Consider the following 20260-nt stretch of genomic DNA (forward strand, 5'->3'; position numbering starts at 1 on the left):
CACGCCCCAGTGGTTGGAGAGACAGGTGATCCTGGCCGTCAACATGGCGAGCTCTTCGAGCTCTTGTAGCTCGCACTGCGTGCCGCCTGGCGATGCGCGGTTTGCCATCCTCGAATTTCCCCGCAACAAATAGCAATCGTTATGGAGCTGCTTATGACGACCCCCGTTGTCGCCATCTTTCTCGCTAAGCCTGGCGCAGAAGAAAAACTCGAAACCCTGTTTCGCGGCGTGATCGCGACCACTCTTGAGGAAGAAGGCTGCATCAGCTACCAGCTCAACCGTGACCTTGACCAGCCACGCCGCTTCGTTTGGACCGAAGAATGGGAAAGCCGCGAGCTTCTGGACAAGCACGCCACCGCTCCGCACATCACCGCGGTTCTTACCGAGATATCGGATCTCGTCGAAAGCGCCGAGGTGATCCCGCTACGAAAAGTCGACGGTGGGGCGGCCTGAGGCCGCTTAGCTACGGCTATTGCCCATTCTGTATCAGCGCGCTGTGCCGTCGGCTTCGAACACCATCGACAGCGCGTTATATGTTGACGGTCAGCTTGCCCCAAAGCCCAGCAAGCACATTGTCGGCAACGGGCGTCTGAATGCCAGCCAATGCGAAGGGCAACGCGGGTCGCAGTGAGGCTCGAACGGGCATTGATGGTCGTCCACATGCCATTCGGGACGTATGAGGAAAGCCCTGTGCAGGCGGATCATAGTGCCGCGCCTGTTACAGAAAGAGGCGGCGCGGCGGTCGTTGGTGGCGAGACATAGCCCGGACGAACGAATTCTGGACTGCGCGCGGCGTGTTGGTGGTAGCCTACGTCGGCGTGAAGCCGTAACCGTGAACACCTTTGGCGGCTACCGCATGCAGGGCAGCGACCCTGGTCGCGCCATCGCCGGCTTCGATCCGGCAACCTCGTCGACCGGATCGGGCATCCAGCCGAGTGATCCACGGCTCGGCGATCCGAACTAGGTGGGCACTACTACGAGAACAATGCAGTCATTCTGGATGGCGGCTTGAGTCTGCCGGTCTTGCAGCCGGACCATAGGTCGGCTGCAAGACGGTTTCTGATGGGATTCATTGGGAGTTGCAAGGGGTTCGCCGACGTGCAAGGGACGTATACGAAAGCATACGGACGATATGACTGGGCGAACCATCCGCCACCTGATGGCTGGGTTGTAAGAGGACGTGCTGCGAGGCCGCCGCCATTGATTTTGCAACGAAGAAATGCCCTACTTACCGGGGGTGACGGTACTTTTCGAGGCGGGGGAGACACCCCGTCAGGCACCGCAAAGTGCAGAAAATCGCCGATTGGTCCCGATAGTCCATGAAACCTCAAAATATTTTTTGCGGCGATTTTCCATTTAAAATCAAAAGCGTAACTTTTTGGCGGACCATGCGTCGGCTTTTGGGGCCGCAAGCAAGAAAAAACCCAGCTAGATCAATGACCTAACTGGGCTAGAAACAATCGAATGGCGACGTAGCGGATTTCCTCGCCTCTCGAGCCAGCCGCGCGACGATTCTGATCTTCAACAATTTCTGGGAAGATCCCCAGGTTGCTGCGTCCGCGCTCCCACCGCGTCAACTTGCCTGGGGCTTTCCTGCCGCCGGCGGCGTGTTCCAGCCGGATGGAACATTGTACGGCGCGCTCTTCTCGAAGGTAGAATTCGGCACCTTCGGCATCGGTCCAACGCAGCGGGAGATCGCCGCGCGGCAGCTGTTTGCCGCTGCCGGCTTTTCGGTCAAGGAGCACCGGAATTTTCGCGACTGGCTGTGGGTCCATTTTGCCACCAACGCCGCGATCAACGCCCAGGTGCTGAAGGTCGGATCGATGCGTGAGGTTATGGAAAACCGTATCGAGGCAAAGCGAGCTATACTGAATATCTGTGAGGTCATGACGTTGCTGGCCGCGCGCGGGGTGGTGCTGAAGAACCATCCGGAACTGACCATTTTCAAATTGCCGACATGGATCGGCGCGACGGCTGAGGCTTGCTCTGCGCTTCAGCGCCGCTTTTCGCGCCACGGTCGATGGCCACGCCAATCCGCACGAACTGCGTTGCTTCTATCGCGACGTTCTGGCGGAAAACCGCCGACTGGGCATCTTCCTCCCTGGATTCGAAGCAGTGAGTAGCCTTGTCGTATAAATGGTTCGGATGTCGAAAGGAGCCGGTCGGGCGCGGCGCGGAATGTATCCGGGGATGCCTTCCCAGCGGCGGGTGGCGTGAACGACGCGGCAGAGCACGGGCTGTTGGCGCGGGCACTCGACTTGGTTCGGGGAAGGCCGGGGCTTTTGTTCCTGCCCGTCGCCGCAGATTTCGCGCAGCGTCTGGTCGAAACGGAATTCGGCCATTATCGGACCGGCGCCGTGGATGCAGCGGTGCGCCCATTGTGGCTGACGCTGAGCATTGCCAAACTTGTCTTGATCCTTGCCGTGGTGGTGTTTGCCAGTCGATGGTGGCACGTCCGGTATGGGCGGCGGTCCGCTGGCGGGCCGGCATCGCTAGCTGCGGGCATCGCAGCGTTGATCGGCACTTATGCGGCCGGAGGAATGATCGCCGCAGCGATCATCTGTCTGTCGTCGCTGGTGCCTGGCTCCTATTTTCTGTTGGGGGCCGCCACGTCGTTGATCGGCCTGCTGGAATGGCTTTGGCTTTCGACGGCCATTCCCTGGGCGATGGTGCTTGCCGTGGAAGGATCGGCCATAACCGGAGAGCGAGCGGTCCGGCGGCCGCCCGGTTCCGGCCGAGCGTCTGTAGGGCTGCTTGCCGCACCGCTGCCCTTGCTGGCCCTTGTACCACCGCCTAGGCTGGCAGGGGACTTACGACAATTCGGACTATTGCAAATCAATTATGGACCTATAATCATATATAGTCCGGTCCGGCTAGGGTATCTTGGCGTCATCACAAACGAAAGGAGATCGCCATGAAAACCGCGCTTATCACAGGAACCTCATCGGGCTACGGCCTCGAAACCGCCAGGCTTTTTCACGCCAAGGGCTGGAACGTCGTCGCCGGCATGCGTACGCCGCGTGAGGATGTCCTGCCCAAATCCGACCGCATCCGGATTATCCCGCTCGACGTTACCAATGCAGACAGCATCAAGGCAGCGGTCGAAGCGGCAGGCCCGATCGACGTGCTGGTCAACAATGCCGGCATCGGCATGTTCGGCGCCTTCGAGGCGACGTCGATGGACACGGCCCGCCAGATTTTTGAGACCAACACGTTCGGCGTCATGGCGATGACCCAGGCGGTGATTCCCCAGTTCCGCGCCCGCCGTTCGGGCACGCTCATCAACGTCACCTCCAGCGCCGTGCTGGTCCCGATGCCGATGGTCGCCATCTACACGGCCAGCAAGACGGCCATCGACGGCTTCACCGCGTCGCTCGCCAACGAGCTCAATCATTTTGGTATCCGCGTGAAGATGGTTCAGCCGGGTTACGGGCCGACGACGGCGTTCTCCCGCGATGCGGGTTCCTATGTCGAGCGCTTCATTCCCGAGGCCTACGCCGGCTATGCCGGCGAGATCTTCGCAGCGATGACCCGCCCGACGGCACACACCGTGCCTGAGGACGTCGCCGAGATCGTCTGGAAGGCCGCGCACGATGTGTCAGCCGCGATCAGCTTTCCCGCCGGACCCGATGCGGTGGCGCTGAGCCAGGCGCGGCGTGCGGTGGCTGCCTAGGTTCCGCCGCTATCTTTGCCGCACCGGCGAAAGCGTCGTCAGGTGCGGCAGAGGCTCATTGCCGTCGCCGCGAAGCCACCGCCCGCTTGGGCTCTCGGCCTGAACGCAGAAGCTTCTCTTCCTTGTCGCTCACCAGGGAGCGAATTCCGGTGAACACCAGCGTGATGGCCTCATCGCGGCCGATATCGTCGGCGACGGCCTTGCGCAGCCAGAGCCCGTCGAGCAGGGCCGCGATGATGAGGCTCGCCTCGTGCAGGCGCGCCGCATCGAATATTCCGTCAAACACCGAAGCCAGATTGGAACGCAGCCGCCGGTGGAACAGTCGCTGCAGCCGGGCATATTGCTCGTTTACGCCGGCTTCGGCGCAGACCGACATCCAGGCGCTGGCGATGGCGCGGGTGAAAGCCTCTGCGGGAAAGTTCCCCTCGACGATTGCTTCCAGCCGCGCCCAATTGGTCGGCGCCGCACTGAGCCGCGCGATGACATCTTCCATCAGCAGGCGGTTGTTGTAGCGCACCATGCCGAACAGGACTTCGTCCTTGCCCTTGAAATAATAGGCAAGAATGCCGGGCGACATGCCGGCTTCTCGGCATATGCGGGCGGAGGTCATGCCTTGCAATCCGTGCTCGAGGAAGACGCGATGGGCGGCCGCGATCAGCTCGACGCGCCGTATGTCCTCGATTCTGGTTCGCTTGCCCTGAGTCGCCATTTCCCTTTCTAGCAAATAAGATTTTTGTACGCTCATACAATATTTTATATTGACATACAGCGCAAAGGCCATAGCGTTGGCTGGCAGTCGTCTCGTCAAGAAAATGGGGAATGACAAATGCGCACGACAGTCGTTTTTGCCTTGCTTTCCGGGTTGATCGTTTCACCCGCCATTGCCGCCGATGCGGCGCAGTGCCAGAAGGTCCGCATGGCGGATTTGGGCTGGACCGACATCGCCCTGACCAACACCACCGCCGAAGTCATCCTTGATGCCCTGGGCTACGATGCCTCGCAGACCCTGCTCGGCCTTGGTGTCGCCTATTCCGCCCTGAAGGAGAACGACATGGATGTGTTCCTGGGCAACTGGCGACCGGTCCAGGACGAGGAATACAAATCCTATTTCGATGAAGGATCGGTTGAAGTGTTGGGCGTGAACCTGGAGGGCGCCAAATACACGCTCGCCGTTCCGCAATATGTGGCGGACCAGGGGATCAAAAGCTTCGATGATCTCGCAGCCCACGCCGACAAGTTCGGCAGCAAGATCTATGGCATCGAGGCGGGTTCGAACAAGCCGCTGGTCGACATGGTGGCGGCCAATCGGCACGGGCTGGGCGACTGGCAGATTATCGAGTCCAGCGAGGCGGCAATGCTGACGCAAGTCGCAAACTCGGTGGCGGACAAGAGCTGGGTCGTGTTCCTCGGTTGGGAACCGCATCCGATGAACCTCGACCACAAGATAACCTATCTGTCGGGTGGCGACGTCGAGTTCGGGCCGAATTTCGGCGGCGCCACCGTGCGCACAATCGCCCGCAAGGGCTTCTCGGCGGAATGTCCTAACGCAGCCAAGCTGTTTGCCAATCTGGCCTTCGATCTCACCTATGAAAACTATGGCATGCGGATGATTTTGGGGGAGGGAAAATCCGCCGACGAAGCCGCCCGCGAGATGGTCAAGCGCAACCCGGACAAACTCGTCAAATGGCTGGACGGCGTCTCGACCTTTGACGGTCAGGCGGGTCTGCCTGCCGTGAAAAGCGCCTTGGGTCTGTAGATGAGCCACAACATGCTCGCCGCCGTGCTGGAGAGCGAGGGCCAGCCGTTGCGCATCATGAGCGTGCCGCGGCCGGAACCGGGTTCCGGAGAAATACTGGTTCGGCTGGAGGCGAGCGGCATATGCCATACCGACGTGCATGTGTGGCAAGGGCATCTGCGGCCGGCGTCAGGGCAACCGGCGACAATTCTTGGCCATGAAGGCGTGGGGCGAGTGGTGCAGGTCGGCACCAGCGTCACCGGCTGGCGCCTTGGCGAGCGCGTCGGCATCGCCTGGCTACACGACACCTGCGGCGACTGCGACGAGTGCCACGCCGAAATGGAGTCTTTCTGCCAGCACCAGCGCGCGCATGGCTTCGACGTTTCAGGCACTTTTGCCGAATACGTCGTGGCCGATGCGCGCTTTGCCGCGCGACTGCCGGAGGAGGGCGATGCAGCAGTGCTGGCGCCGCTGATGTGCGCGGGCCTGACCGCCTTTGGCGCCGTGCAGCGTGCGGGAGTCAAAGCCGGAGAGATTTGTGCCGTCTTCGGCTGTGGTGGTCTGGGCCTATATGCGATCCAGATCGCCCGGCGGCTTGGCGCAACAGTCGTTGCCATTGATACGGATGAAGCCAAGCTTCGCCTTGCAGTTTCCCTTGGCGCTAAGCACACCCTGCTTGCCTCGCCCGGCTTGGCTGGCAACTGGCCCGCAAATTTCCGAGCGCATGTCTGCATCAATTTTGCGCCGACGCCAGCAACGTGGGATGCCATGGTCGCGGCAATCCGTCCGCGTGGCAGGATCATCGCCGCCGCGATGGTCTCGCAACCGGTGCCCCTCAGCCAAGAGTGGCTCACCGCGAGTGGCGTCTGGATAACGGGCACCAGCGTTGGCACGCGCGCGCAGATGCACGAACTGATGAAGATGCATGAGGCGCAGCCTCTCGAGGCCCAAGTGCAGCACGTTACGCTCGCCGAGGTGACCAGCGCGCTCGACCGGTTGAAAGCGGGAAACGCCGAAGGACGACTGGCGATTGTCTTTGCTACCCATCTGTCATAGGCGAAAAATCGCGGCTACGTGCGTGAACTGATTGTCCCGGTCGGTTCCTTTGACCGCCAAAAGCGGCAAGGCACCGTCAGCCCGATCGGCTGCGGGATTTGGCGAATGTGTCGAAGGTGACTACCAGGAGTTCAGGCGGGCGGCGAGCACGAAGGATCCCAGGCCGAAAAAAGCCGGTGGTGACGTTGACGCTAAGTCGTCGTCCGCCAACAGCTTCGATGCCCTGATGTCTGACATTCGTGACAGGCTTAACCTGGCGGTTGTGCCCTGTTTCGCGAAATTCCGGTGAGTCGCTCTCGGGGAATTCCGGCCTGATTGGTGCAGCGATCATGGCCTTTGATGACCTGGACAGAAACGCCCCCGCCGTCGCGGCCAAAACCAATGGGACATAGTGTGGCCCCCGGCGTGCGCGCCACCCCCGTGTCGATTTTCTGGACTATATACAATTGACAAGGCATTATTCGTTAGCTATCGTCCATTTCATGATCGACCCTCTCTCCGAAGTGATTGAGCTGCTCCGACCTCAGGCCGTGTTTACCAAAGGCATCAGCGGTGCTGGCCGCTGGGGCGTCCGTTATGACGATTTCGGGCACCCAAGCTTTGCCGTGGTGCTCGAAGGGGCGTGCCGCCTTGCGGTGGACGGCCAGGAGCCGCTGACGCTGGAAGCCGGCGACTTCGTGCTGCTGCCGAGGACCCCTAGCTTTGTCATGTCGGGCTTCGAGGCCGTTATCCCGGACTTCATCGATCCGCACGTCGCGGCACAGGCCACGGGTGAGGTGCGTCACGGGACGCAAGATGGGCCGCCCAGCGTGCGCATCCTTGGCGGCTACTTCATCTTCGACAGTGAGGATTCAGGCCTTCTGGTCTCGCTGCTGCCCGGGGCAGGTCCATGTCCGCGGTGTCGAGCGGCTGTCGATCCTGGTGAAACTCTTGATTGACGAGGCGGCACAGCAACATTCCGGACGCGACCTGGTGCTAACCCGGCTCGTCGAGATCCTTCTGGTCGAATCCCTGCGGCTTACACAAACGCCCGACGCGCCGGCCGGACTGCTACGCGGCTTGGGGGATGTGCGGCTGGCCGAAGCTATCCGACAGATGCATGCTGAACCGGGGCGTCCCTGGACGATGGCGCAACTCGCAAAGGAGGCCGCACTTTCCCGATCGGCGTTTTTTGACCGCTTCAGCCGCAGTGTCGGGGTGCCGCCGATGGAGTATCTCCTGGCTTGGCGCATGGCGTTGGCGAAGGATCTGCTGCGCCGTCAGGAAATCGACATCGCCCAGGTCGCCGAGCGCGTCGGCTATGGCTCGGCAAGCACTTTCAGCACGGCCTTCAGCCGCTATGTCGGTCAGCCGCCCGGCCGCTACTCCAAGACGACAGCACACTAGACGCCAGTCATTTTTGAAGCAAGCTCGCCCCAATGGAACCTTTAGCCGCCGTTCTTTCCCTGCTTGGACCACGCATGGTCTTTGCCAAATTCATTGATGGCGCCGACAGGTGGGCTGTGCGCGACTGCGATGTCGAGGACTTCGGATTCGGCCTTGTTCTTCGGGGACACTGCCACCTGGATGTTGTCGGGATGGAATCGGTGAGGCTCGGCAGGGGCGACTTCGTGCTCTTGGCGGCGAACCCCGGTTTTGTCATGTCTAGCCACGGTGATGTGACGCCTGTGGAGATGCGGCCATCCCCGGTGAAAGAGCCATCCAACTGCGGCATGGTACGGCGGAAGGCGAAGCAAATTTTCGCCTTCTTGGCGGCTATTTCCGCTTTGATCCCATCAACGCTCCATTGATGGTCAGCCTCTTACCTTCACTCATCCACATACGCGAAACGGATTCTGCGGCTTCGCGGTTGGTAGGCAAGCTTGATCAGCCAAGCACTGCCTTGCCACCCACCGGCACTTCGTCAAGATAGGTGGACTCACCCTCGACCAAGGGCCCGAATTCGGCCACATAGCCCTTTGCAACCTTACTTGCGAAAAACTTCTCGTGGACCTCTTTGCTCTTCCATCCCTCGGTCACGAAGACGACGTCCTTGTTGCTGGCGGAGCGGCCGACGAGGAACACCAGGCAGTCGTCATTGGTAAGCGCGGGGGACCGCAATAGCAGGTCCACCAGCGCATCGCCCTTGCCGGGTTTGGCGTTGATAGTCGCATGGAATCCGTGGCCGATGGCGGCAGCACCGGTGGCACTGGCCGCCGATGCACCCATCAACCCGATAGCCATCGCGGCAGCCATTTTGCCTGTGTTCACGAAAAGCTCTCTGCGTTGCATGTCGAGTTTCCCTGGGGCCAAAACACCATCGCAGATACCATTGGCTTGTCGGCTGATCCATCAGCAGCCGTCCGTTTGTCTTTATCAATCGTCCAGAAACAAGGCCCCAGTCTCTAGCCGCTCGATTGCAGTTCGCGTCAATGAGGGTGTCGACAAGCGGCGGGCTATTTCGCCAACCACGATTTTGCGAGCTATGAAGTCCCGTTTCACGCGGATATACCTCCATCAGGAGGGGTGATATTCATCGACGAAGTCGACCCGATGACCGTGCCCTTGAAGGTCAAGGGCGTCGGGGAGCTTGGCATCTCGGGGGCGCATAGGGCGTTGCGAAGAAATGGCGTGCTAAGCGACTAGTGCCCGTCAGCTCCGTTCGTTCTGCCGAAGAGCTTGCACGTCGATCGCGAGATCAAGGCTTTGGAGGATGAGGATATCGCGCGTTCGATCTCGACGCATCTGGCTTTTCGGATCAGGGTTCGTGGTGATGAAGATGACCGAAAGGCAATTCGTCCCTCTCATCGTCGATGACGAGCCGGGAGCTCCAATCGCCATGAACCAGCTTTTGCATCGTTTAGCGCAACATTTCAGGGGGAAGTTACGCTATATGCCAAGTGGGCAGCTTCGCTACACCGGTCACAACTGATCCCTGAGTTCACTCCTCCATTTTGTTCAGGCGGCCGGCGCGGTCGGTGCCGCTATTTTCTGCTTGGTGTACTCGTCGAGTACGGCGTCGGTCCAGGCGGTCATGGCCTCCGACTTCAGTTTGATAAACTGCGCCCCGCCGTAGGCCATGAGCGTGATTTTCGCGGCACGCTGCCGCTTGAATTCTTCGAGCTGCAGGGCTGACAGGCGGTCGTCGTTGAGGCTCTCGGAACTCTTGAGCTCATGCGCCATGACCACGCTCGCGCCGCCGGGCATTCCTCGCTCGTCCATTTCCTTGAGCAGCGCGCGCCGGAGGTCATGCAGCGACCACCAGAGGATGCCGTTCGCCACGAAGAGGTCGACGCGTGTGTCGGCGCGGCGATCCGCTTCCGGAACTTCAGCCGCGACCTCCTGTTTGCGCACCTCGTTGAGCAGCGCATCACGCTTGGCGAGGCGCTTGAGTACGGAATAGACACCAGACCTCGTAGTCGCTTTGTCTTTGCCGATCTCGGACGGGAAAGCCCAGTCCACGTTGCCATGGTTTCGGCACGCCTTCAGCAACGGTTCAAGCGCCGCCCAAGCACGGGGAGGGATGGGCAGGATGTGGGTTTTCCCACCTTTCATGACGCCTTCATCCCAAGCCGCCAGCATCCATCCTTCGCGGCCGGGAGTCGTATCGGGATAGAAATCGTAGGCCTTGAGCTTCATACCAGCATCGGCGCGCTGACAGGTGAGCACGAGCCACCAGAGCCCGGTCAGCGTGCCGGGTCCAACTCCTGCTGTCCGGATCGTCCGGCCGGGCAAGGGCTTAGTCGCATACTCCTCGGCAAGCAGCAGGGTTTTCGCGATATCTTCGATCGTCGGCCGCCGGGTGCGGGCCTTCGTCCTGAACGGCGAGGCCAGCATCCGCCACCATGGTTCAACGCCAACTAGCCCGGCTTCGAGCGAGTGAAAGGCCGCGCAGTGTTCCATGACGGAGCGGAAGTGGGTCAGCAGCTTTGTGGATGGCCTCGCGCCGTACGCATCAGCGAAGGCGTTCCTGGCCTTCTCGATGTCGCCGCGGGCGATGAGCGAGACCGGCGTATCCATCAGCACGGCCAGTTCCAGCTTGCCGAAGGTGTTGTTCCAGTCCTCTACGGAGCGAGGTTTCAATGGCTTGGATGCGTTCTTAGCCGTCCGCTGCTTCACCGTCATGTCGACGCACTCACGCAGCGTCCACGTCGTTGCGTTCGGACGGAGAGAGGCTACCGCCTTGGCGTGGTCCTTGAGTGTGTGACGGGCGGCGAGGTAGGCGTCGACAAGAGCGCCTTCCCCGTTGCGCATCAGTGCCTGCACGTGTCCGGCAATCTGTTTCGGTTCGACCACGCCCTTGACGGCCCAGGCGTGGGTGGGAGGAAAGGCGTAGCCGATGACCTTTGTCCAAGTCGCCGTTTTCACCATCCACGACACCTGTCCTCCCGACAGGCGCATCGCGAGGCCCTTGTGCCCCTTGTCCGTTAGGGTGTATCCAGCCGGCGCGCCTTCGCCCTTCAGGTTTTTCAGCGCTGCGCGGTGAGCAGCGTCGACGTGCGTGACCTCTAGATAGACGTTGTTGGACCCTGCCATGCCGTCATGCCTTGAAATTGCTCGTACCATTCCCATACCATTCACACTCTGTTGACAAGTGTTAGCTGTGGCTCAATTTATATCGTTCACGGTTGAACGACCCGCGGTGTTGATCGTTGAAAAATATAGAGATTTCAGGGAGTTGGTCTTTAGAAATCTCGAAATCAGTACGCTTGTCAACTAGTTTGGTTTCGGCGTAGAAGGACGAACTTCGGATTGTGGATCCGGAGGTCGCTGGTTCGATCCCAGCCAACCGGTACCATCGGGCACCTCGTCAAGTCATTGGTTTTTCTGTAGAATTGTGCGCTGGATGACTTGGCGCTTGCACCATTTCGTTGCATCGCTTTGATTTCGTTGATTATGGTGGCTACTGACAACCCGTGGGGCGAGCCACTGTTGCTGCGGACCGGGCGGGACAGGCGCTTCTGCCATTCGTGGTCAGGATATGAAACCGGGAAAACCATTCTGTTCCCCCTACCGCCACGCCCGATTGACGCGGTCCGCAGCAGTCAAGGAACGCCGCCCTCAAACAATCGTTCCAGCGAGGATTGGCGTGGCGGCGGCCAATCGGCAGCGTCTGGAATGACTAGCTAATCGAGTGTCGGAAACGTACAAAGCAAGGGTCGCCAGCCTATGAACAGGCGCTGGCGATTGAAAAAATCGATCACGCTCTCGCCCTCCAGGGGAGATGAGCGATGACGGGTCACCGACATAGCGGACGCCGACCGGCCAAGCACATGTCCAGCGTAGACGCCAAGTCCGAAGAGCAAAAGGACGCCGAAGCCGAAGTCCACGGCTTTCAGGACGACCTTGGCCCGTTTGTGGTTGCCGCGGAGACAAACCGAATGGCCCATGGTTTTCACCGATGAGAAAGAGCCCTGCAATCCCATCATGTTTGCCAATGACGCGTTTCTCGCCTTGACCGGATACGCCAGGGAAGAGGTTTTGGGTCAGCCCTTCAACTTCCTGATGGCGGACGGCGCCGACTCCCGTGCGTTGAAACGCATCAAGGCAGAGTTCGAAGCCAATGCGGAGACGGGTGCGGAAATCCTTTACCGACGCAAGGACGGCAGCGCATGCCCGTGGGTGACCAGCCTCGACAAACCGCACCACACGTTCACGCAATCGAGCGAATAGGGCTTAGGCATGCCAAGGGCCCGATGAAGCACTGCGACGATCCACTTAGCTGCCTCCTGCTTGACTGAATACAACCGTGCCATCATCCTTGCGAACTTCCACCGCTACGATCCGGTCGTTCTGCTTTCGAGCAAGAAATGTCGCCAGCGCGTGCTCTCGCGCGGCTTTCTCGGCATCGAAGGGCGTCTTTTCAACGATGCCCTCTTTCCCGTACCAAATCACCATATAGGCCACCGCTGGACGCTCCCTCTCCATTCGCCCGAAGCGTCGCCTTGGACGATCTATGCTTAAAAGTTCCACTTTAAATTATCGATCTTCCAGAAATAGATTGGCGAAAACCAAGGCGCACGAGGCTGCAATGGGCGCGCTCATTCGTAATTTTCCGTACTCAATGGTTCCTTTCTCGATCTGTTAATCGGTGGGAAGGGTTTTTGGTTGCACTCTGAAAGATTGTTTGCGGACGCAGGCAACGCCACGTCGCCTATGGAAGGCGGACCGTGGTCGGGAGGAACCAAGTGCCGAAGACAGGTTCGAATCGATTCGACTACCATGCCGAAGTCGGGCAGCCGCAGGTCGATCGGCTTGTCGCGACTGTCGAAAGGCTTGAGGCTGAGTTCCAGCAGCGTGAGAGCGTTGAACGGGAGTGGGCCACCGAACGGGGGCTGCTCCGGACGATGATCGACCAGGTGCCAGACTACCTGTTCGCAAAAGATCTTGAATGCCGTTTTTTGGTCGTGAACAAAGCTGTCGCTGACATTCATGGCCGTGCACAACTCGAGGACATGATCGGCAAGACGGATTTCGAACTCCACACTCCAGAACTCGCTGCGAAATTCTACGATATTGAGCAGACTGTTATTCAGTCTGGGCGCCCGATGATCGACATGGAGGAAATAGTCCTCGATTCGACCGGCGCCAAGAGATGGCTTTCGACATCGAAAGTCGCCTTGCGCAACGACCACAACGAAATCATCGGTCTTGTCGGGATTTCACGCGACGTAACCGCACGCAGACAGGCCGATCTCCTGCGGGAAGAACAGGCACTCGTCCTCGAAATGATTGCGATGAACGCTCCTTTGGGAGAGGTTCTGGACCGCTTGGTGCGCCTGATGGAATCTCAGCTTGACGGTGTGTTCGGCTCGATCCTGCTGCTTGACGCGGATGGAGCCCATCTCTGGCACGGGGCAGGGCCAAGCTTGCCCGCAGTCTATTCGAAGGCGATCGACGGTGTTGCCATTGGTCCTGACGTCGGCTCCTGCGGCACCGCCGCCTATCGGCGGGAAGCCGTTGTCGTCGCCGATATCGCAAGCGACCCGCTATGGAAGAACTACCGCGAACTGGCCGCGCTCCATGGATTACGCTCCTGTTGGTCCACACCAATCCTGTCGCACCATGGAGCAGTTCTGGGCACCTTTGCGATGTATTCGCGGGAAGTGCGCGAGCCAGGAGCGGCTGAAACGCATCTTACCGAGATGACGACCCGGATCGCCGCCATCGCCATCGAGCGCAAACGCGCCGAAGACCAGATCATCTTCCTGGCCCATCATGACACGCTGACCGGCCTGCCCAATCGCAGCCTGCTCAAGGATCGCCTGACCCAGGCAATGTTGCAAACCCAACGCCACAACCCTTGGGTGTCGGTGGTGTTCGTCGATCTCGACAATTTCAAGACGGTCAACGACAGCCTGGGCCATACCGCTGGCGACGCGCTACTCAAGATCGTGGCGAACAGAATGGTCGATTGCGTCAAGGCGACTGACACTGTGATGCGGCTGGGTGGCGACGAGTTCGTCATTCTGCTTGTCGATCAGCCCGACAGCCCCGATGCCATCTCGGCGACCCTCAACAGAATTCGAGCAGCCATAGCCGAGCCTGTGCCCTTTGAGGGACAGGCTTTCCACGTCACCTGCAGCATGGGTGTGGCGACCTTTCCCAACGACGGTTCGGACGCAGAGACGCTGCTCATGAACGCCGATGCGGCAATGTACAAAGCCAAGGAAGCTGGTCGCGACGGTTTCCAGTTCTACATGGCCGAGATGAACACCAAGGTTCACGAACGCCTTGCCCTGCAGGAGGCGATGCGCCACGGCATTGCTCATTCCGAGTTCTATCTGCTCTACCAGCCCCAGGTCGATCTCCAGACGGGGCGCATTTTTGCCGTCGAGGCTCTGGTGCGCTGGAAGCATCCAACGCAGGGTGTGATTTCTCCCGTCCAGTTCATTCCTCTGGCCGAAGAAACAGGGCTGATCGTACCGCTCGGTGATTGGGTGCTGCATGAGGCATGTCGTCAAAACAAGGCGTGGCAGGATGCCGGGCTGCCGCCTGTCAATGTAAGCGTAAATGTTTCGGCTCGTCAGTTCCACGAGAAGAACTGGATCTGTCGTGTTACGCGAGCACTTCGAGAGAGCGGCATGGAGGCACGATATCTCGAACTGGAGTTGACCGAGAGCCTCCTGATGCGGAACGTCGACCAGGCGATTGCGACAATGAAGGAATTGCAGGCGCTTGGCATCCATTTCGCAATTGATGATTTCGGGACGGGCTATTCCAGCCTCAGCGCGTTGAAGAACTTGCCGGTGGCACGACTCAAAATCGACCAGTCATTCATCCGCAACCTTGCTCGCGACGAGAACGATCGAGGTATTGCAGCGGCGGTGATTTCACTTGGACAAAGACTGAATATGCGGGTCATCGCCGAAGGCGTCGAGACGGACGAGCAGCTTGCCTTCCTGCACGACAACCATTGCGACGAAATACAGGGCTACCACTTCAGCAAGCCGATCAAGTCGAAGGCAATCGAGGATTTGCTCCGCAGCCAGACTGCCGTGCCTTAACCAATTACAAATCCACGCGGTCACGGGGGATGACGTCGGCACGTGAGCCAGACTCTGCCTAGGAACGAAGCGCAATTTGGAGTCGGTGCCAATAGCCAGCATCGGATCGTTAGGCTGTTGGGCGAAAAACGCACGAATTTCGTTGCGAAATCACTCTGGACCTACCAAGGCGCGGACGCGCTTCGAACAGGACTGTGCGGAGCCTTTCCGCGCAGCAGTCGAGGCGAGAACGCCCGTTCCGGATCCCAAGGCGCCATCGATCCATCCGTGGCGGCACCAATGCCATGTGGGCGCCGGGCACTTGTTGTGCTGGTGCCCACGACTAGGAAAGTCTTCGCAGCAAAAAGTCGAAAAACCTTTCGTCATCCGCCCGTGACACATTTATGCGGATCCCAGCGGCCATTGGACTCTGTTTGTCGATGCAAAAGACGCTTCCAGGCGCTATGAAAATGCTCTCCTTGGCGCCCAGTCGGGCGAGTTCTATGTCGTCGATGCCTCCTGGCAGCATGAGGTAGAGGTAGTAGCCGCCGCCATTGCCGGCGAAGATCGAATAACCATTCCGGCTGAGGGCTGAATGCACGCGAGTTGCTGCCGTCTCGATGCGTTGGGCAAGGCGCTTGAGGTGGCGATCATAGTGGCCTTCGGATGTCAGGCGGTGAAGGAGCCGTTCGACGTGGCCAGAACTGTTCACTGTTGTCAGCATCTTCAGTTCTGCAAGTGCGGCGACCTTGTCGGCGCGGCCTGCGATATGGCCTGACCTCAAGCTCGCGGACAGGGTCTTGGAAAAGGTGCCGATCGAAATCACGTGGTTGAGTTGGTCGAGCGTTGCAAGCCGATTGGGAGGAACGAGGGAGAGATCCGCAAAAGGATCGTCCTCGATGATGGTTACGTTGTGCTTCGCCGCAACCGTGAGAATAGAGTGCGCGACAGACAGACTGATGGAGCCGCCGGTTGGGTTGTGGCCGATTGACTGCGTGAAGAACAGTTTCGGACGCTCCGCCGAAACCTTCTCTGCAAAGTCTTCGATATCTGGTCCGTCAGGCAGGCGCCGGACGCCAATGACTCGGACCTGCGCCAATTTGAGCTTGGCAAAGAGAGGGTAATATCCGGGCTCATCAACGAGCACGACGTCGCCAGGTGCCAGGAACGCCCGAACGACAAGATCGAGCGCATGATTGGCACCGAACGTGAGCAGGATTTCCTTTTCAGTCGCTTGAATGTGTTGGTTCACCAGGCGTCGCGCAATCTGCTGCCGCAGGGGAGGAAAGCCCCAGGCGGACCCGTAGGCGTCCGCTCCCGGGGAAGGGCCGCGACCGAACAACCCAAGATGACGCCTTATCTCGGACTCCTCGGTCCATGCCGGGGGCGGGCGGCCGTCACCAACTCGAATCTCGAAACTCTCCTCCAACTGCGCATTGAGAAGCGAAGCGATGTCGACGGCTTCCGATACGTGCTTTGGCCTCGTTCCGTTCGTTTGCGCAGTCTTGCTGACCGTGAATCCGGACCGTGCCTTCGGCGTCACCTGACCGGCTGCCGCCAATCTGTCGTAAGCTTCGACAATGGTGTTCTTCGACACGCCGTATTCGCGGGCCGCATTCCTGATCGAAGGGAGCTTGCTTCCTGGCGCCCGGTTGCCCGATGCAATGTCCTGGGCCAGCCGCGCTGCGACACTCTCCGCAAGAGTTTCACCGGATTTGCCGCTTGGATTTGTCGGCCTCAACGTCGCCTCCTATGGGTACAGATTCAGACAAATTCTGTAATCTGTACCTTTCGTGAGATGGTAACAATGATCATTCTTGTTTCAAGAAGAAAAATTACACATCGCGTGGGAGGCGCCTGTGACCGATACAGAAAACGGCAGAACGCGTTCCGCCATAAATTCGCGCATTGAGAACCTGCGGAATCTCTCACCAGCTGAGCGACTTGGCCGGGTGGGCGATGTGATGTCGCTCACCGATATCGAACGCAGCGTTTTTGCCGGCGGCGGCCTCCCGATTGCGCTGGCCGATGGCATGATCGAGAACGTCATTGGGACGTTTGAGCTGCCGATCGGCGTAGCCACAAATTTTACAATCAATGGCCGAGACTACCTGATCCCGATGGCCGTCGAAGAGCCATCTGTCGTGGCAGCAGCGTCGTACATGGCCCGTCTTGCCCGCAAGAGTGGTGGCTTCTTCACCTCCAGCACCGGACCGATCATGCGGGCACAGGTGCAAGTTCTTGAAGTGCGCGACCCGCACGGCGCGCGGGCCCGCATCCTGAGGGAACGAGAGGCGATCATTGCTGCTGCAAATGTCAAGGACAAGGTCCTGATATCGCTTGGCGGAGGGTGCCGCGATATCGAAGTACACGTATTTGATCAGACGGCTGCCGGCCCCATGGTTGTCGTCCACCTGATCGTCGATGTGCGTGATGCCATGGGCGCAAACACGGTCAATACGATGGCTGAAGCCGTCGCGCCGATGATTGAAGCGATAAGCGGCGGCGTGGTGCGGCTGCGCATTCTGTCAAACTTTGCCGATCTGCGCATCGCCCGCGCAATGGTAACGGTCGCCCCCGAAACGCTGCAGACCGACGAGTACAAGGGTGATCGTATCGCCCGCGGCATTGTCGAAGCATGCGCCCTTGCCATCGTCGATCCCTACCGCGCCGCCACCCACAACAAGGGCATCATGAACGGCATCGACCCCATTGTGGTGGCCACTGGCAATGACTGGCGCGCCATAGAAGCGGGCGCGCATGTATGGGCTTCGCGCTCAGGTCGCTACACCTCGCTGTCGACATGGGAAATCGATGCCAAAGGCCATCTTGTCGGTACTCTGGAAATGCCCATGGCTCTGGGCCTTGTGGGTGGTGCGACAAAGACCCATCCGGCAGCCCGTGCCGCCCTCAAGATCCTGGGCGTCGAGAGTGCCCAGGAACTCGCCGAGGTGGCGGTGGCAGTTGGGCTTTCGCAGAACATGGGGGCATTGCGTGCATTGGCGACGGAGGGCATCCAGCGAGGCCATATGGCGCTGCACGCCCGCAACATTGCAATTGTGGCCGGCGCAACCGGTGACGAGATCGACAGGGTGGCGTCGACGCTGTCTGCGAACCATGACGTACGCGTCGATCGCGCCAAGGATGTACTTGAGCTGATCAGGGCGGAAAAGGTCTGAGATCATGCTGTACCGCGATGCTGAAAAATCATTTGCGGTCGGTCGGCGATGCGGCGACCGGCAATGTTCATTGCGCGATCCAAGAATCCGGGCAGATATCTCCCAGGCTTGTTTTCCGGGAGAATGACGTGATCGAAACACTTCAGAATGACGCGATTCCAACACGGACGGGCCCGCTGAGCGGGTTGACTGTTCTCGACATCACACGTGTCGTCGCCGGCCCGTTCTGCTCGATGTTGCTGGCTGACCTTGGTGCGACCGTGATCAAGGTGGAGCATCCGGACGAGCCGGACTACGCGCGTAGCTTCCCGCCTTTCGTCGGCGAAGAGGGAGAGGAACTCAGCGCATTTTTTTCGCAGTTCAACCGCAACAAGCTCGGAATTACGATCAATCTCAAATCCGCTGAAGGTAAGGCGCTATTAAAAAAGCTCGTACGCCGGGCCGACGTCCTGGTCGAGAATTTTCGACCGGGAACCATGGACAGACTGGATCTCGGCTACGAGGTGCTCAAAGCCGAAAACCCCAAGCTGATCTATACCGCGATCAGCGGTTATGGTCGCAGCGGTCCAAACGCATCAAAGCCTGCCTATGACAACACCGGGCAGGCTTCAGGCGGGTTGTGGTCGATGAACGGCTACGCGGACCGGCCACCGGTTCGCGTAGGCACCATCATCGGCGACCTCGCGGCGTCCTTGTATGCTGCTATCGGCACTCTTGCCGCCCTGCGTGAGGCGGAAAAAAGCGGCCTCGGTCAGGTAGTCGACATATCGCAGCAGGACTCTGTGCTTACGCTGACGGAAAATGCCGTTGTCCGCTACACGGCCAAGAACGAGATCGCGTCACCACTCGGCAATGAACATCCCTTCGTGCGCCCCTACGGCCAGTTCCCCTGCAAGGATGGTTACGTGTTCTTCGGCGGCTACACGGACAAGTTCTGGGCCATTACATGTGCTCTGTTCGGCGAGCCGGACAAGGCGTGCGACCCTGCGATCGACACGATGGAGAAGCGCTTCGATCCAATAGTGGCGGAGACGAAGGTCAATCCGCTGCTTAACCGCTGGTTCAGCCGCTACACCAAGGCCGAACTGGAGGAAATTGCGGGCGACAAGATCCCGCTGAGCGCGATCAAGACCATTGCGGAAGTCGTCGAGGATCCGCACATCGCCGCGCGGAACATGATCGTCAAAGTTCCGATTGCCGGCAAACTTATCGGCATGTTTGGGCTGCCGATAAAGCTTTCGGGAGCGGTTGAGGCCGCGCCCCAATCGGCGCCCGCGCCGGGAGAGCACAATGAACTGATCCTTGGGAAATTGGCAGGCCTTTCTCCAGAGGAGCTGCATGCGCTCAAGGCCGGGGGAGCGATCTAGATGGCGATTGATCTTACCCAAGACGGTTACGTCGCCACTGTCCGGATCAATCGACCGGAGAAGCTCAATGCGCTGACCTTGGCCATGTATGAGGATCTGGGCCGCGCCTTCAAGGCCGCCAAGGATGATGATGCCATTCGGGTAGTCGTCCTCGCGGGCAGCGGCGAGCGCGCCTTCTGCGTCGGAGCCGATCTAAAAGAATCCATTCCGGCGCTTGCCGCGGACACTTTCGACATCTCTGCCTGGGACCCGGCCCATATCAAGTTCCCCGGGTTCTTCAAGCCGATCATAAGCGCGATCCGGGGCATGTGCTTTGGCGGTGGCTTCGAGATCATGCTCGCGACCGATATCCGGATCGCGGCGCATGACGCCATTTTCCAGCTGCCTGAAGCGACGCTCGGTTTTGTGCCTGCCGGCGGGACGCTGGTGCGCCTCGTCAGGCAGATCGGTTACGCTCACGCGATGGAGATCATGTTGACCGCGAGGCGTTTTACGGCGGCCGAGATGCTCGCCAAAGGCGTGGTCAATCAGGCGGTGGATAGCCAGGACGTCGAGCGTGTCGCTCTTGAAACAGCGCACCATATTGCAAGCCTGAGCCCAACCGCCGTCCAGACGATCAAGGAAGCAGCACTCACATTGCAGGATCTGCCGCTGACAGAGGCGTTCCGCCAAGAAGCGATACTGGGACAGCGGACTTTCAGGAGCGACGACGCCAAGCGTGGCCTTGCTGCTTTCGCCGGAAAGGGGAAGTGACCGTGTCTTGCACCCCTCAAAACCTGGCATCG

Annotated in this window: 20 protein-coding genes and 1 pseudogene; 15 read left to right on the forward strand and 6 right to left on the reverse strand. The window is 59.6% G+C overall.

All coding sequences use genetic code 11. The features are described 5' to 3' along the window. Positions 1–141: 141 nt before the first annotated feature. From ACZ89F_RS05010 to ACZ89F_RS05030, 5 genes are all read left to right on the forward strand, one after another. Positions 142–453, forward strand: coding sequence for a putative quinol monooxygenase (locus tag ACZ89F_RS05010; protein ID WP_476090670.1), 312 nt, complete (start codon positions 142–144; stop codon positions 451–453). Between the two features lie 379 nt (positions 454–832). Continuing rightward, complete coding sequence (locus ACZ89F_RS05015) at positions 833–964, forward strand: hypothetical protein (RefSeq protein WP_476090671.1); 132 nt, start codon at positions 833–835, stop codon at positions 962–964. Positions 965–1628: 664 nt separating this feature from the next. Continuing rightward, positions 1629–2123, forward strand: a complete 495-nt coding sequence (locus ACZ89F_RS05020) for a ketopantoate reductase family protein (RefSeq protein WP_476090672.1) — start codon at positions 1629–1631, stop codon at positions 2121–2123. A gap of 90 nt (positions 2124–2213) precedes the next feature. Beyond that, complete coding sequence (locus ACZ89F_RS05025) at positions 2214–2918, forward strand: hypothetical protein (RefSeq protein WP_476090673.1); 705 nt, start codon at positions 2214–2216, stop codon at positions 2916–2918. Beyond that, positions 2915–3673 carry an SDR family oxidoreductase gene (locus ACZ89F_RS05030; protein ID WP_476090674.1) on the forward strand — a complete coding sequence of 253 codons (759 nt, stop codon included), beginning with the start codon at positions 2915–2917 and terminating at the stop codon, positions 3671–3673. The genes ACZ89F_RS05025 and ACZ89F_RS05030 overlap by 4 nt, the downstream gene beginning before the upstream one ends. A 55-nt stretch (positions 3674–3728) precedes the next feature. On the opposite strand, the gene betI is transcribed toward ACZ89F_RS05030, so the two are convergent. Beyond that, positions 3729–4382 (reverse strand): transcriptional regulator BetI, encoded by a 654-nt coding sequence (gene betI, locus ACZ89F_RS05035; RefSeq protein ID WP_476090675.1) that lies wholly within the window; start codon positions 4380–4382, stop codon positions 3729–3731. 117 nt (positions 4383–4499) lie between these two features. Here betI and choX point away from each other — a divergent pair, with 117 nt between their 5' ends. The 4 genes and pseudogenes from choX (at position 4500) to ACZ89F_RS05055 (ending at position 8254) form a co-directional block, all read left to right on the forward strand. Further along, positions 4500–5429 (forward strand): choline ABC transporter substrate-binding protein, encoded by a 930-nt coding sequence (gene choX / locus ACZ89F_RS05040; RefSeq protein WP_476090676.1) that lies wholly within the window; start codon positions 4500–4502, stop codon positions 5427–5429. After that, on the forward strand, positions 5430–6464 hold the full coding sequence (locus tag ACZ89F_RS05045) for an alcohol dehydrogenase catalytic domain-containing protein (protein ID WP_476090677.1): 1035 nt from the start codon (positions 5430–5432) through the stop codon (positions 6462–6464). Between the two features lie 482 nt (positions 6465–6946). After that, a pseudogene (locus tag ACZ89F_RS05050) lies at positions 6947–7850 on the forward strand (AraC family transcriptional regulator). Positions 7851–7882: 32 nt separating this feature from the next. Continuing rightward, a complete protein-coding gene (locus ACZ89F_RS05055; protein ID WP_476090678.1) occupies positions 7883–8254 on the forward strand; it encodes a cupin domain-containing protein in 372 nt (123 codons plus the stop codon). A 76-nt stretch (positions 8255–8330) separates the two neighbouring features. Here the strand turns inward: ACZ89F_RS05055 and ACZ89F_RS05060 are convergent, their stop codons facing one another. Next, entirely contained in the window at positions 8331–8735 is a 405-nt protein-coding gene (locus ACZ89F_RS05060) for a putative quinol monooxygenase (RefSeq protein WP_476090679.1), read from the reverse strand. 481 nt (positions 8736–9216) lie between these two features. Between ACZ89F_RS05060 and ACZ89F_RS05065 the strand changes: the two genes are divergently transcribed. After that, entirely contained in the window at positions 9217–9375 is a 159-nt protein-coding gene (locus tag ACZ89F_RS05065; RefSeq protein ID WP_476090680.1) for a hypothetical protein, read from the forward strand. Positions 9376–9401: 26 nt separating this feature from the next. On the opposite strand, the gene ACZ89F_RS05070 is transcribed toward ACZ89F_RS05065, so the two are convergent. Further along, positions 9402–10979, reverse strand: a complete 1578-nt coding sequence (locus ACZ89F_RS05070; protein WP_476090681.1) for a hypothetical protein — start codon at positions 10977–10979, stop codon at positions 9402–9404. Between the two features lie 590 nt (positions 10980–11569). After that, a complete protein-coding gene (locus tag ACZ89F_RS05075) occupies positions 11570–11833 on the reverse strand; it encodes a hypothetical protein (protein WP_476090682.1) in 264 nt (87 codons plus the stop codon). Here ACZ89F_RS05075 and ACZ89F_RS05080 point away from each other — a divergent pair. After that, a complete protein-coding gene (locus ACZ89F_RS05080) occupies positions 11832–12116 on the forward strand; it encodes a PAS domain-containing protein (protein ID WP_476090683.1) in 285 nt (94 codons plus the stop codon). The two genes, ACZ89F_RS05075 and ACZ89F_RS05080, sit on opposite strands and share 2 nt — an antisense overlap. Before the next feature lie 45 nt (positions 12117–12161). Here ACZ89F_RS05080 and ACZ89F_RS05085 read toward each other — a convergent pair whose 3' ends face one another. Beyond that, the gene (locus tag ACZ89F_RS05085) at positions 12162–12350 is read right to left on the reverse strand and encodes a hypothetical protein (RefSeq protein WP_476090684.1); all 189 of its coding nucleotides are present in this window, start codon (positions 12348–12350) and stop codon (positions 12162–12164) included. Between the two features lie 281 nt (positions 12351–12631). On the opposite strand from ACZ89F_RS05085, the gene ACZ89F_RS05090 reads away from it, so the two are divergent. Beyond that, entirely contained in the window at positions 12632–14950 is a 2319-nt protein-coding gene (locus ACZ89F_RS05090; protein WP_476090685.1) for a sensor domain-containing protein, read from the forward strand. A 322-nt stretch (positions 14951–15272) separates the two neighbouring features. Here the strand turns inward: ACZ89F_RS05090 and ACZ89F_RS05095 are convergent, their stop codons facing one another. Continuing rightward, positions 15273–16670: an aminotransferase-like domain-containing protein gene (locus ACZ89F_RS05095; protein ID WP_476090686.1), complete on the reverse strand. Its 1398-nt coding sequence runs from the start codon at positions 16668–16670 to the stop codon at positions 15273–15275. Between the two features lie 118 nt (positions 16671–16788). Between ACZ89F_RS05095 and ACZ89F_RS05100 the strand changes: the two genes are divergently transcribed. From ACZ89F_RS05100 to ACZ89F_RS05110, 3 genes are read left to right on the forward strand one after another with little or no spacing between them, the layout of a single operon-like run. Further along, positions 16789–18108, forward strand: coding sequence for a hydroxymethylglutaryl-CoA reductase, degradative (locus tag ACZ89F_RS05100; protein ID WP_476090687.1), 1320 nt, complete (start codon positions 16789–16791; stop codon positions 18106–18108). 17 nt (positions 18109–18125) lie between these two features. Beyond that, positions 18126–19475 (forward strand): CaiB/BaiF CoA transferase family protein, encoded by a 1350-nt coding sequence (locus tag ACZ89F_RS05105; protein WP_476090688.1) that lies wholly within the window; start codon positions 18126–18128, stop codon positions 19473–19475. Next, the gene (locus ACZ89F_RS05110; RefSeq protein WP_476090689.1) at positions 19476–20228 is read left to right on the forward strand and encodes an enoyl-CoA hydratase/isomerase family protein; all 753 of its coding nucleotides are present in this window, start codon (positions 19476–19478) and stop codon (positions 20226–20228) included. The last annotated feature ends 32 nt before the right edge of the window (positions 20229–20260 follow it).

It is taken from the genome of Mesorhizobium sp. USDA 3734, assembly GCF_056279665.1.